This window comes from Murinocardiopsis flavida, from assembly GCF_003014485.1.
GTDB classification, from domain to species: domain Bacteria; phylum Actinomycetota; class Actinomycetes; order Streptosporangiales; family Streptosporangiaceae; genus Murinocardiopsis; species Murinocardiopsis flavida.
In genome coordinates, this window is record NZ_PYGA01000002.1 from 223,236 (window position 1) to 235,817 (window position 12,582).

A 12,582-nucleotide genomic window follows, 5' to 3' on the forward strand; every position below is an offset into this window, starting at 1 on the left:
CGCTGTGAACCATTCCGCACCGTCAGGCGTCGCTCACCCTTCGTTGCCGCTGGGCGCGGCCGTCCCGCCGGTGCCGTGGCGCGCGCGGCACCGGCGGGGGACGCTCAGTTGCCGCCGGTGACCAGCGCGCGGTAGGTGATGGGCCCCACCCGGCCGTCGACGCCGATGCCGTTCTTCTCCTGCCAGTCCCTGACGGCGGCCTCGACCTCGGTGCCGTAGTAGCCGTCGTCGCCCACCTGATAGCCGCGGTTGGTCAGCAGGGTCTGGACGATGGACACCTTGACGCCGCTCTGGCCGGGCCCGACCTCGCCGAAGTCGCGGCGGATCTCGCCCCAGGTCTCGCCGTCGATGGTGCCGTTGGCGACGAGGTCCTTCTCGACCTGATACGCCTTGACGGTGCCGACGTCCTTCTCACTGAACGCGGAGTAGACGTCGACCTTGTTGTAGAGCGACATCTTCGCCACGGCGACCTGCCAGTTGTCGTCGCCCTTTTGCAGCACCGGCCATTTCAGCGCCTCGATCTCGACCTTCGTGGACCGCGGGGTCTCGCCGTCGGCGAGGGCGGCGGGAGCCGCCATCAGACCCGCTGTCGACGCGAGGGCCGCGGCGGCGATCGCGGTGGCGACGCGCTTGCGGAACATGCTTCCTCCGTGAGGGTTTGCACCCGGTCGGTGATTCGTACACACGGAAGATGCGCACGGGACCCGCGGGGTTCACCGGATCGGTACGTTCCGGCCACTCATGGTCAGTTCCGGTCGGCAGGTGAACCATGATCGTCATCGTGCGTCGTCGCCGCGGCACACTGCGCCGCCATGGCTCGGTGCCGGTGCCGCTACACCGCTGTGCCGCCGTGGCGCGATGCTGCTACGCCACCGTGCCGCCACGACGAGCGGGGCTCAGGCCAGCCGCGCGGGGAAGCCCCCGGTCGCCACGGGCCCCCACCGCTGCGGAGTCACCCGCAGGAGCGCCTTGCCCTGGCGGCGCATCGCCTCGCGGTACTCCGCCCAGTCGGGGTGTTCGCCGGAGATGCACCGGAAGTAGTCGACCAGCGGTTCGACGGCCGCCTCGCCCGTGAGGACCTCCGCTGCGCCGTCGACCTGCACCCACGGCCCGTCGAAGTCCTCGGACAGGACGAGGACGCTCACCCGGCCGTCGCGGGCGGCGTTGTGCGCCTTGGCGCGCTCGGGGTAGGTCGAGACGACGATGCGGCCCTGCTCGTCCATTCCGCAGGTCACCGGGGAGCCCTGCGGGGTTCCGTCGGTCCTGCGGGTGATGACGATGGCGCGGTGCCGGGGCCGGACGAACGCCGCGAGGCCCTCACGGTCCACCGTGGTGTTGGTCGCGATCGACGGGCTCATTGTGCTCCTCGTGCTCGGGTGGTCCGCACCGGGTGGCGCGGGGGTCTCGGACGGGGGTCGGCGCGTCCCGCGGCGTCACTGCTCGTCGTCGGGGTCGGGCGCAGCGCGCCGCCACGCCGCCTCGAACACCGCCGCGTCGACGGCCTTGGCGGCGAGGTCGGGATCGTACAGGTCGAAGGGCGGGTTGATCGGCCAGGTGGTCATGTCGCGGCGCACCCCCGGCCCGCCCGCTTCGACGACGACATTGCGGAGCTGGCGCCCGTCGGGTCCGAGCTCGACAAGGAACAGCGTGCCGGTGTCGTCCTCCTCGTCCACGTCGCTGAGGTACACCCTCTCCCGTCCGACGAGCGCGCCGAAGCCGGGGCGGCCGCGCTGGGAGTCGCGCTTGTCCCGCAGGCCGGCGAGCACGGACCCGGCGGGCAGGGCGTCGAGGTCGAACGCCGCCACGTCGTCGTCGCCCTCGAAGCGCGCCACGGTCTCGTTGTCGTCGACCACCTCCACCTCGGAGCAGGACGCGACGATCTCGGCCGCCGAGCGCGCCCGCACCCAGAACCACACGCCGCCCATGCCGTAGTCGTGCACGACCAGGTGCATCGGCCGGTCGGGACCCTCCGCCTCGTTCACGGCAGCGACCCTACTCCGCCTCCGGGCGTGCGCGGCGCAGCACGCCCGGAGGCCGGCTACCGGCGCCCATACCGCCGCGCGGAGAGCGGGACGAACACCGCCAGCAGCAGTGCCGACCACAGCACGGTGGCGGTAATGGGGTACTGCAACGGCAGCGCGTCGCCGACCCCCGCGCCGGGGTTGCCGAACAGGGCGCGGCAGGCCGCGGTGGCGGCGCTCACCGGGTTGTAGTCGGCGATCACCCGCAGGGCCGCGGGCATCCCCTCGGTCGGCACGAAGGTGTTGGCGAGCATGGTCGCGGGGAAGACCAGCGGCGTGAGGCGGAACGCGGCCTGCGGGTCGGTGAAGAGCAACCCGAGCCAGGTCCCGGCCCAGCTCAGCGCGTAGCGCAGCAGTAGAATCAGCCCGAACGCCGCGATCGCGGCGGCCCACCCGTTCTGCGCCCGCCAGCCGATGAGGTATCCGGCTCCCACCATCACCGCGAGGCTGGGCAGGAAGCCGATCAGGTCGGCGACGGTGTGCCCGATCGGCACGGCGAGGCGCGACATCGGCAGCGAACGGAACCGGTCCATGATGCCCTCGGCCTTGTCCTGGCACACGGCGCCGGTGATCGCGGTGACGCTGGTGACCGCCGTCATGACGAACATGCCGGGCATCAGGAACGCGCGGTAGTCGCCCCCGCCGGGGGCCGCGACGTTCAGCGCGCGGCGCTCCTCGTCCACCGCGACGGGCCCCTGGCCGATCCGCGCGAGCATGCTCTGCGCCGGGGCGATGTCCTCCCGGCGGTACACGGACAGGTGCAGGTGGGGGACGCCGATGGCGTCCTTGAGCGCGGCGGGCGTGCCCTCGGCGACCGCGCGTCCCGCGTCGACCACGGCGATGCGGTCGGCGAGGTGGTCGACCTCGTCGAGGTACTGGCTGGTGAGCAGGACGGTGACCCCGTCGGCGGCGAGGGCGCGGATCTCCGTCCAGATCCCGTTGCGGCTGCGCGGGTCCAGGCCGGTGGTGGGCTCGTCCAGGAACAGCACGAGTGGCCGGACGAGCAGGCTGGCCGCGAGGTCGAGGCGGCGCCGCATTCCGCCGGAGTAGCCGCGGACGACCCGGTCGGCGGCGTCGTCCAGGCCGAAGCGCGCCAGGAGCTCATCGGCCCGATCGGCGGCCCTGGTGCGTGGCAAGCGGGCGAGCCGGGCGAACATGCGCAGGTTGTCGCGCCCGGTGAGCTTCTCGTCCACGGCGGCGTACTGGCCGGCCAGCCCGATCAGTTCGCGTACGCGGTGCGGGCGGCGGAGCACGTCGACGCCCGCGACCTCGGCCCGCCCCGCGTCGGGCGCCGTCAGTGTGGCGAGGACCCGTACGGCCGTGGTCTTCCCCGCGCCGTTGGGACCGAGCAGGCCGAGGACGGAGCCGGTGGGGACGGCGAGGTCCAGGCCCGCGAGCGCACGCACATCGCCGTAGCGCTTGGTCAGCCCTTCGGCGCGGACGGCAAGGCCGGGGGGCATGGCGCCTCCTTCGTGAGTACACTGTACGCAATAGGTGGGTACACTGTACGCATGAATCGAGGTGCGGAACAACCCGATTCCGGATCGCGGCAGGCATGGCACCAGGCGGTCGCGCGCGGATCCTGGCGGGCCCGCGCCGTAGGGTGGCCCCTGCCGCCAACGGGCGGTCGACGGACGACAAGGGGGACGGCGTGGACGCCGCGCAGACCTGGCGCCTTCTCCACGGGACCGAACCGGTCGGCGAGATCACCGTCACCGAGCAGGACTGGCCCTGGCTGAGCGGCCCGTTCTCGCCGCGGCCGCGCTTCGCCGACTTCGCACCGCTGTTCGCGCGGGAGCTGGCCCTGGTCGAGGCCATGGCGACCGACGACAGCGCCGCTGCCGCCGAGGCGTGGGAGACGGCCTACGCGCCCATCACGAGCGCGCTGCGCCTGGAAGGGCCCGACGGCGCCGTGGCAGGCTTCCTCCTGCACATCGAGGACGGGTCCGCCTGGTTCCGCTGGCACGACTGACCACCGGGGCCGCCCGTGCCCCGCACCCGTCCGCCCGCACGCCCCGCGCCCCGCGCCCCGCGCCCCGCGCCCCGATACGGTGTACGCACCGCCGACGGACCGAACCGGCCCCCTGCGCCCCCGAGGAGGACGCCCGTGCCCGATGCCGAGTCCCACGACGGACGTCCCGGCCGCACCCCGCTGAGCTTCGCCGCCATCGCCGACGCCGCCATCCGGCTCGCCGATCACGGCGGCATGCACGCGGTGTCCATGCGCAAGGTCGCCGCCGAACTCGGCTCCGGCACGATGTCGCTGTACCGCTACGTGGCCAACAAGGAGCAGCTGTACGCGCTGATGTGCGACACCGTCCTCGCCGCGGAGCCGGCCCCCGCGCGCAGCGGCGACTGGCGCGCCGACCTCCGGGCCCTCGCGGAGAGCGAGCGCGCCGTCTACCGGCGGCACCCGTGGATGCTCGACTCCATCAGCCCGCTGGGTCCGGGCGGCATCGCCCGGGTGGAGAACTCGCTGGCGCTGCTGGCACCCACGGGGCTGGCCATGGACGACATCGTCGGTGTCCTCGGCATGGTCTCCAGCACGGTGCACGCCGCGATCCGCCACGAGATGTCAGTGGCCGACCTGCACCGGAGCACCGGCATGGACGTCCACGAGTGGCACGCGGCGCACTCCGGGGACATCAAGGGGCTCCAAGGCGGCGAGTTCCCCATGGTCGCCCGGATGATCGCCGAGACCGGCAGGGTCGACCACGACGCGGCGTTCCACCGCAGCCTCGCGATCGTCCTCGACGGGGTCGCGGCCCTCATCGCCCGCACCGGGGCCGGGTAGCGGCGCGGGCGCCGAACGCCACGTCGCGAATCCGCTGCGCCGCACGGCCGACCGCGGCATAGCCTGGGCCGATGAGCCCTGCACCGCACCCCGAAGCACCAGGCGGGACGGTCGCCGACGGCATGGGCGCCGACGGCACCGTCCGCGTGCGCCGCGTCCGGCCCGGCGACGGTACCGGCATCGCCCGCGTGCGGCTCGCCGGGTGGCAGCACGCCTACCGGGGCATCGTCCCCGCCGCCTACCTCGACGCCATGCGGCCCGACCCGGAGCACAGGGAACGGCAGGTGCGGGCGCCCGCGCCGGGCAGCGCCGCCTACGTCGCCGAGACCGCCGAGACCGCGGGCGGCGAGCCGACGATCGTGGGCTGGCTCGCCGCCGGCCCGGCCCGCGACGCCGACGCGCCCGAGGGCGCCGCCGAGATCTACGGCTGCTACGTCGACCCCGGGCGCGCGCGGCTGGGCGTCGGGCGGCGGCTCATGGCGGCGGCGCTCGCCGAGACCGGCCCCGGCGTGCCCGTCCTGCTGTGGGTCCTCAAGGACAACCGGGCCGCGCGGCGCTTCTACGAGAACGCGGGGTTCCGCGCCGACGGGGCGGAGCAGGCGCTCGACCGCGGCGACCCCGTGCTCGACGCCGTCCGCGAGGTCCGCTACCTGCTGCCCGCGGGGGCGCGGCAGTGACCGACCCGCTCTTCGGCGCGGCGCCCGTCGAGATCGCGCCCGGCGCCGTCCACGTCCCCGGATGGCTCGACGCCGAGCAGCGGCGCGACCTCGTCGACCGCTGCCGCAGGTGGGCGTCGGGCCCTGCCGGGATGCGCCACCACACCATGCCGCGCGGCGGGACGATGAGCGTGGCCATGGCGTCGCTCGGCTGGTACTGGCGGCCCTACCGGTACTCCAGGACCCTGCCCGGCGGTGGACCGGTGCCGGAATTCCCGCCGATGCTGGGGGCGCTCGCGCTGGCCGGGGTCGAGGCCGCCTACGGGGCGCCACCGGGGCCCGGCGCGGCGCCCTACGACGTGGCCCTGGTGAACTTCTACGACGCCGACGCCCGCATGGGCATGCACCAGGACCGCGACGAGCAGGCCGCCGAGCCGGTCGTCTCGCTCAGCCTGGGCGACGCCTGCGTCTTCCGCTTCGGCAACACCGAGACGCGCGGCCGCCCCTACACCGACGTCGAGCTGCGCAGCGGCGACCTGTTCGTCTTCGGCGGGCCGTCCCGCATGGCCTACCACGGGGTGCCGCGCACCCTGCCCGACAGCGGCGACCCCGCGTCCGGGCTCACCGCCGGGCGCCTCAACATCACCATCCGCGCCTCGGGCATGGCCGCGGACTGACCCCGCGGGTGCGGGGGGTCAGCGGCGCAGCAGGTCGCGGACGTTGACCACCAAGAGGGTGACGACCACCAGCACGATGGGCACCAGCAGGGAGATCCGCCAGTTGGCCATGAACGCCGCGATGATCGCCGCGATCACCCCGACCGCGATGAGCAGCACGGCCAGGCCGGTCAGGAACGGCATCAGCTTGCGGCGCACGAACGCGTCGAAGGCCGCGAACAGCACCACCACGCCGATCATGGCCGGCAGCACCACGTGGCCGCCCAGCAGCAGCATCCCGCCCAGGGAGATGATCAGCAGCGGGGTGCTCAGCGCCACCCACACGTTCACCAGCCGGCCGGTGCGCTGCTTGCCCGAGGCGTAGGGCAGGTGCGGGTTCTTCAGGTGCGAGGTGGGCCCGGCGCGCAGCGGTTCGGCGCCGTCGAGCGCCTGGTGGTGGGCGTCGCGCTCGTCCACCAGGAGGGAGCGTTCGCGGTAGAGCCCGGCGAGTTCCGCTTCGAGCTCGGCGATGGTGGCGTCGTGCTCCTTGGCGCGGGGCAGCGAGTGCGCCTCCCTGCCGAGGACGATGCGGGCGGCGGCGAGGCGGCGGACCCGGTCGCGCAGCCGCACGATCGAGGCGTCGGCCTCGGCGATGCGGCCGTCGAGGTCGTGCAGGTGCGCCCGCAGGGCCGACCGCGCGGCGCTGTCGGACGGCGGGACCTTCTGCAAGCCCACCCACGCCAGCGGGTCGGCCCAGGAGTTGCGGATGGTGCCGTCGCGCTCGTAGCGCGGCCCGCTGGGGGCGCGCTCGCCGTCGAACCAGTCCTTGGTGTCGCGGCCCCACAGCCCCCGGTACCCGCGCACCCACGGGGTGGCGTCGTCGATGACGACCTGGTTCCAGACGCGGTTGCCGCCCGGCCCCACCCGGACGCCGTCGCCGCGCGCGTAGTCGACGAAGGGGATGCCGATGCCGTGGCGCACGATGGCGCTGGTGGCGGGGAAGATCCGCTGGGTGAGGTTGCGCCAGAACCGGACCACGCCGCGCAGGATGGCCGGGTCGACCTGGATCAGGTAGTCGCCGGGCAGCAGCTGGTGGGAGTGCGATCCGGCGCCGACGTAGATCACCGGGTGGTCGCCGTCGCGGTGCAGGTCGGGGTCGTCCCAGCTGCGCCGGAGGTCGTCGCCCCGGTACTCGTGCGAGGAGGCGCCCACCCACTGGGGCCGGTACCCGCCGTCGCCGGACTCGACCAGGTAGACAGTGATCTTCTCCCAGTCGGCCTCGTGGTCGTTCACGCCGCCGTAGATGGAGCGCCAGTCGTTCATCGGGTAGAAGAACCAGTACTGGAGCGCGATGTAGCCGCCCTCGCGGATGACCCGGCCGTAGTAGGTCGCCCCGCCGGAGTCGAGGCGGTCACGGTAGCGGGTGGCCGCGGCGCCCGCGACCCCTCCGGGGACCGCGCCGCGGATCAGCAGGGAGAACTTCATCAGGACGTCGAGGACGCGGCCGAACACGCCCACGGCGGCCAGGCGCCCGCTCTTGGGGATGACGGGCCGTGCGGTGCGGCGGAACCGGCGCGCCTCGGCGCGCATCGACGCCTCCTGCACGAAGCGCAGGTGCTGGAAGCGGTCGGGCCAGGTCTCCTCGGCCTCGGCGAGCCTCTCGGCGGTGAGCTGCCCCGCCGGGACGACCTCGCGTTCGCCTTCGCCGGGCTCCTCGACCCACAGGCTGCACGCGCTCAAATACCCCTCGATGTCCGTGGGGAAGAAGAGCTCGCCTTCGGTGTAGACGAGAATCGGTTCGTATGCCCGGAGCAGTTCCAGATCAGTTTTCGTCGGTCCCATAGTTGCGCACGACATTAACGGATCCGCGGGCTGCACCCGGACCTGGCACCGGTCCGCCTGCGGCCAGTGTCGGCCCCGGCCGCGACGGCGTAGCCTCGAACCATGGAGGACGACCCGATCAGCAGCCTGCTCGCCGCCGCGCGCGAGAACGGACGCGAGCAGCCGCCGCTGGAGGCGCTGGGGGCCGCGGTCCGGCTGCGCGAGGAACTGGAGCGGCTGGAGGCCGTGCACGTGCGGCGCGCCAGGGTCGACGGGTACACGTGGTCGGAGATCGCGACCATCCTCGGTGTCAGCAAGCAGGCGGTGCACAAGAAGTACGGCGGGCGCCGCCGGGACGCCTGAGCGCCCCCTACGCCCCCGGCGTCCTTGCCGCTCAAGCCGGTTCGCGTTCGCGGCCGGGCGGGCGCCCGGGCAGGGGGCGGCGGCGCGGGGCGCGGCCCAGGCGCAGCGCCCGCAGCCCGGCCCGCCCGATGCCGGCGCGGCGCGTCCCCGGGCGGGCCGGAGGCCGCCACTCCAGCCCAGCGGAGCCCAGCAGGGCACCGGCCCGCTCCCCCTCGGAGCCGGGATCCGGGCGGGCGTCGCCGCGCTGCTCGGCGGGGCGCGGCCTGGCCTCGCCGCGCTGTTCAACGGCCCGCGGCCGGGCCTCACCGCGGGCCGACCCGATCCCCGCCACGACCACCAGCGCCATCCCGGCGAGCTGCACCGGCTGCGGCGTCTGGGCGATGATGACCAGGCCCATCACCAGGCTGACGGCGGGCTCCAGGCTCACGAAGGTGCTGTAGGCGCTGCGCCGCATCCGTTGCAGCGCGACCATCTCCAGCAGGAACGGCACCAGCGGGAACAGCAGGGCGATGCCGAGGGTGGCGCCGAGGACGCGCGGGTCGGGGTTGGCGACCACACCGGGCACCCCCAGCGGCGCGGTGACCACGGAGGCGACCGTCAGCGACAGCGCCAGCCCGTGGACCGCGCCGAAGCTGTTGGAGACCCGCTGGGCCAGCACGATGTACAGCGCGACGCACACCGCCCCGGCCACGCCGAAGGCGATCCCGGCGAGGTCGGCGTCGCCGGCCCACGGGCGGGTCATGCAGGCCACCCCCGCGACGGCGGCGAGGATCCAGGCCACCTCCGCGCGGCGGCGCATCGCCACGACGGCCACGGCGAGCGGGCCGAGGAACTCCAGCGAGGTCGCGGTACCCAGGTCGATGCGCGCCGTGGCCTCGGAGTAGAAGGCCATCATCCCCGCGCTCACTGTGCCCAGTATCACCACGGACCACAGGTCTCGGCGCGGCGCGGCGCGCACCCGGCGCCACAACGCGGGCCCGCTCAGGGCGAGCAGGAGGAGCGCGGCCCATGTCAGTCGCAGCCAGGTGACCGCGCCGGTGCCGACGGCGTCGAACTGGAGCACGGCGAGCGCACTGCCTGCGTGCAGCGCGAACATGCCCGCCAGCACGAGCAGTGGCGCGGGTACCCGGATGAGGGCAGCGCGAAACATGGGAAAGCGGAGTCGGATCACCCGACCATTGGATCCACCGGCTTTGTTGCTGTCCACAGACCGATGGTGGACGAACCGTTTCCTTTTGGCGGATGATCCGCTGTTGGCGGATACTCTGGGTGCGTGGATCAGGTACTCGACCTCACCCGGTTGCGGCTGCTGGTGGAGCTGGAGCGCCTCGGCACCATGGCGGCGGTCTCCGAGGTCACCGGCATCGGCACCTCGGCGGTGTCCAAGCACCTCGCCGTCCTGGAGAACGAGGCGGGCGTGCGCCTGCTGGTGCCCGACGGCCGCAGGGTCCGGCTCACGCCCGCGGGGCGGCGCCTCGCCGAACACGCCGTGGGCATCCTCGCCCGGGTCGAGGCGGCGCGGGCCGAGCTCGCCGGCGAGGGCGAGGCGGCCGGCCCCGTGAAGCTGGTGACCTTCATCAGCGTGGCCTCGCCCATCGTGCTGCCGGCGCTGCGCCGCCTGCACGAGGACCACCCGCTGATCGAGGTCCACCTCATCGAGCACGAACCCGACCAGGCGCTCGACCTGCTCCAGTCCGGCGACGCCGACCTCGGCCTCGTCTACGAGTACAGCCTGGTGCCGCGCCGCGTTCCCGACACGCTCACCCTGCACCGCATCGGCGCCGAACCGCTCCTGCTCGCCCAGCCCGCCGCCGAGGCCGTGGGCGGGTCGCGGCCCATGACCCGCGCCAACCTGGCGCGGCTCGCCCAGGCGTCGTGGATCTCCAACTCGCGGGGCAGCGACGAGGACGAGCTGGTGCAGCGCATGTGCGCGACCGTCGGGTTCGCGCCCCGGTTCCGGCACCGCATCGACACCCTGGAGGCCGCCACCGAGGTCATCGCCTCAGGGCTCGGCATCGGCGTGCAGCCCAAGCTCGCCGTCGCGGCGCGCAGGCGCGGCATCGCCCACGCGCCGCTGGGCGACCTGGGCGGGGTCCGGCGCATCTACCTGGCCGGGCGCACCGGCGGGTGGTCGTGGCGGCCCATCCAGCTCGTCGCGCACTACCTGCGGTCGGCGGCCCGCAGCGTCCTCGACGACGTCGACGAGGTGGACCTCGACCTCAGTGCTCGGCCGGGACCATCAGGGGGCCGGCCGAGGGGACGGGGACCTTCGCCGCCGCCTCCCTGATCGCGCCGAGCAGCGGTTCGGGCCCCGCGCCCGCCCTGGTGACCGCCACAATGTGGCGCCGGGGCGCGTTGCGCACCGACCGCACCACCACATGCGGCGCCGACAGCCCGGTCCAGGCCAGCCGCGGCATGAGCGCGACCCCCAGTCCGGCGGTGACCATGGCGAAGACCGCGCTGAACTCGTCGACGGTGTGGGCGACGCGGGGCTGGAAGCCGACCTGGTTGCAGGCCGCCGACACGCAGTCGTGCCAGGCGGTGCCGCGCGCCGACATGATCCACTCGGCGCCCGCGAGGTCCTCGGCGAGGTCGAGTTCGGTGCGTGACGCCATGGGGTGGTCGTAGGGCAGCACCGCGTCGAAGGGTTCGACCATCACCGGGTCGAGCCGGAACTCCTCGGTACCGCTCGGCGGCATGTGCACCGACGACATCGTGACGGCGAGGTCGAGGTCGCCGGTGCGCAGCAGCTCCGAGCTGGCCTCCGGCTCGGCCTGCACCACCTCGAACCGCCAGCCGGGGTGGCTGCGGCGCAGCCCCGCCACCGCCGGGGCGACGAGGTCGGAGATGCCGGTGGCGAAGGAGCCCACGCGGACCGCCCCGATGGTGCCGTCGGCGTAGGCGGCGAGGTCGGCCTGCGCGCGCTCCAGCTCCGCGAAGATGACCGCGGCGTGGTCGAGCAGCACCCGGGCCGCGCCGGTCAGCACGAATCTCCGGCCGTGCCGCTCGACCAGTGCGGCGCCCGCCTCCTTGGACAGGGCCGCCAACTGCTGGGAGATTGCCGATGGGGTGACCTTGAGCGCCTCAGCCGTGGCCGCCACGGTGTGGTGCTGGTCGAGTGCCCGCAACAACTGCAACCGCCGGACGTCGATCATGGAACACAATGTAGTCAGCGGCGGCGCCGGATCCGCCCAGCTCGGGACGCCGATCCGGATCGGTTCGAGTGATCCGGGACACCGCCCGCCGCCACCAGGACACCGGGGCCCGCGTTGCCTAAGCTGGCTGGCATGCTGCACAGCCTGCTCTTCCGAGACGGCAGGCCCGCCGAGGCCGATCTCGCCCCGGCCGACCTGCCGGACCTGCACGGGCCCGCCACCATCGTGTGGGCCGAGTGCGAGCCGGGCGACACCGACGGGATCGCCGAGGCGGCGGCGCTCACCGGGATCCCCCGCGACCGGTTGGACGCCGTCATGGCGCGGCGCCACCGCGGCGGGGTGTGGCACTTCGACGCCGGTTTCGCGCTCCACATGCATGTGGTGCGCCCGCAGGACGCCGACTACACGCGGCTGGTCGTGCTGCTCTCCACCGACGCGGTCGTGACCTGCACCGACGATCCCGACCTCGACTTCGCGCCCGTGCTCTCGGCGGTGGAGAGCAACGACGCGATCGCGCGCCACGGCACCTTCGCGCTGCTGCACCAGCTGCTGGAGTGGCTGGTCAACGGCTACCACCAGACCGCGCTGGACGTGGACGACGGCATCGACGGGGTCGAGGAGATCCTGTTCGACGAGGCCCCGGCCGCGATCGCCCGCGTCCAGCGCGAGAGCCACCGGCTGCGCCGCCGCCTGGTGCTGCTGCGCAGGGCGGTGCTCCCGCTGCGCGAGGCGGTGGACGAGCTGCGCGGAACCGACCCCGCCGCCGGCGACCCATGGGTCGACCGGCACCTCGCCGACATCACCCGCAGGCTCGACCACCTGGTGGGGCTGATCGAGTCGCTGCGGGAGATGCTGGGGTCGATGCTGAGCACCAGCATCAACGTGCAGCAGAACCGCCTGAACATCACGATGAAGAAGCTGACCGGATGGGCGGCGGTGATCGCCATCCCCACGTTCCTGTCGAGCTGGTACGGGATGAACGTCATGCTGCCCGGGCAGCACCAACCGTGGGGTGCCGCCCTCGCCTACGGCCTGGTGGCGGGGTCGGCGGTGGCCGTCTACCTCTCATTCCGGCGGCGGGACTGGCTTTAGGGGCTTTTGGGGCGCCGTTCCTGT

14 protein-coding genes are annotated in these 12,582 nt (G+C 73.7%); 7 read left to right on the forward strand and 7 right to left on the reverse strand.

The genetic code is table 11. The features are described from left to right. Positions 1-104: 104 nt before the first annotated feature. The 4 genes from CLV63_RS03740 to CLV63_RS35220 form a co-directional block, all read right to left on the reverse strand. On the reverse strand, positions 105-641 hold the full coding sequence (locus tag CLV63_RS03740) for a peptidoglycan-binding domain-containing protein (protein WP_106581449.1): 537 nt from the start codon (positions 639-641) through the stop codon (positions 105-107). Between the two features lie 255 nt (positions 642-896). Further along, positions 897-1,358, reverse strand: a complete 462-nt coding sequence (locus CLV63_RS03745; RefSeq protein WP_106581450.1) for a PPOX class F420-dependent oxidoreductase — start codon at positions 1,356-1,358, stop codon at positions 897-899. Between the two features lie 75 nt (positions 1,359-1,433). Next, a complete protein-coding gene (locus tag CLV63_RS03750) occupies positions 1,434-1,982 on the reverse strand; it encodes a hypothetical protein (RefSeq protein ID WP_211301142.1) in 549 nt (182 codons plus the stop codon). A 56-nt stretch (positions 1,983-2,038) separates the two neighbouring features. Further along, positions 2,039-3,481, reverse strand: coding sequence for an ATP-binding cassette domain-containing protein (locus CLV63_RS35220; protein ID WP_106581451.1), 1,443 nt, complete (start codon positions 3,479-3,481; stop codon positions 2,039-2,041). 191 nt (positions 3,482-3,672) lie between these two features. Here CLV63_RS35220 and CLV63_RS03760 point away from each other — a divergent pair, with 191 nt between their 5' ends. The 4 genes from CLV63_RS03760 to CLV63_RS03775 all read left to right on the forward strand — a co-directional run bounded on the left by CLV63_RS03760 (position 3,673) and on the right by CLV63_RS03775 (position 6,148). Continuing rightward, the gene (locus tag CLV63_RS03760) at positions 3,673-3,993 is read left to right on the forward strand and encodes a hypothetical protein (protein WP_106581687.1); all 321 of its coding nucleotides are present in this window, start codon (positions 3,673-3,675) and stop codon (positions 3,991-3,993) included. A gap of 135 nt (positions 3,994-4,128) precedes the next feature. Next, complete coding sequence (locus CLV63_RS03765; RefSeq protein ID WP_106581452.1) at positions 4,129-4,815, forward strand: TetR/AcrR family transcriptional regulator; 687 nt, start codon at positions 4,129-4,131, stop codon at positions 4,813-4,815. 71 nt (positions 4,816-4,886) lie between these two features. Then, a complete protein-coding gene (locus tag CLV63_RS03770; protein ID WP_106581453.1) occupies positions 4,887-5,492 on the forward strand; it encodes a GNAT family N-acetyltransferase in 606 nt (201 codons plus the stop codon). After that, positions 5,489-6,148 (forward strand): alpha-ketoglutarate-dependent dioxygenase AlkB family protein, encoded by a 660-nt coding sequence (locus CLV63_RS03775; protein WP_106581454.1) that lies wholly within the window; start codon positions 5,489-5,491, stop codon positions 6,146-6,148. Before CLV63_RS03770 ends, CLV63_RS03775 begins: the two co-directional genes overlap by 4 nt. An 18-nt stretch (positions 6,149-6,166) precedes the next feature. On the opposite strand, the gene CLV63_RS03780 is transcribed toward CLV63_RS03775, so the two are convergent. Next, positions 6,167-7,969 (reverse strand): hypothetical protein, encoded by a 1,803-nt coding sequence (locus tag CLV63_RS03780; protein WP_106581455.1) that lies wholly within the window; start codon positions 7,967-7,969, stop codon positions 6,167-6,169. Positions 7,970-8,071: 102 nt separating this feature from the next. Between CLV63_RS03780 and CLV63_RS03785 the strand changes: the two genes are divergently transcribed. After that, positions 8,072-8,311, forward strand: a complete 240-nt coding sequence (locus CLV63_RS03785) for an ECF-type sigma factor (protein WP_106581456.1) — start codon at positions 8,072-8,074, stop codon at positions 8,309-8,311. A 31-nt stretch (positions 8,312-8,342) separates the two neighbouring features. Here the strand turns inward: CLV63_RS03785 and CLV63_RS03790 are convergent, their stop codons facing one another. Then, positions 8,343-9,461, reverse strand: a complete 1,119-nt coding sequence (locus CLV63_RS03790) for an EamA family transporter (RefSeq protein WP_106581457.1) — start codon at positions 9,459-9,461, stop codon at positions 8,343-8,345. Positions 9,462-9,584: 123 nt separating this feature from the next. Between CLV63_RS03790 and CLV63_RS03795 the strand changes: the two genes are divergently transcribed. Further along, complete coding sequence (locus CLV63_RS03795; RefSeq protein WP_281260687.1) at positions 9,585-10,598, forward strand: LysR substrate-binding domain-containing protein; 1,014 nt, start codon at positions 9,585-9,587, stop codon at positions 10,596-10,598. Here the strand turns inward: CLV63_RS03795 and CLV63_RS03800 are convergent. Next, positions 10,531-11,466: a LysR family transcriptional regulator gene (locus tag CLV63_RS03800; RefSeq protein WP_106581458.1), complete on the reverse strand. Its 936-nt coding sequence runs from the start codon at positions 11,464-11,466 to the stop codon at positions 10,531-10,533. The genes CLV63_RS03795 and CLV63_RS03800 overlap by 68 nt on opposite strands. Positions 11,467-11,598: 132 nt before the next feature. On the opposite strand from CLV63_RS03800, the gene CLV63_RS03805 reads away from it, so the two are divergent. After that, positions 11,599-12,558 carry a magnesium transporter CorA family protein gene (locus CLV63_RS03805; RefSeq protein ID WP_106581459.1) on the forward strand — a complete coding sequence of 320 codons (960 nt, stop codon included), beginning with the start codon at positions 11,599-11,601 and terminating at the stop codon, positions 12,556-12,558. Positions 12,559-12,582 lie beyond the last annotated feature (24 nt).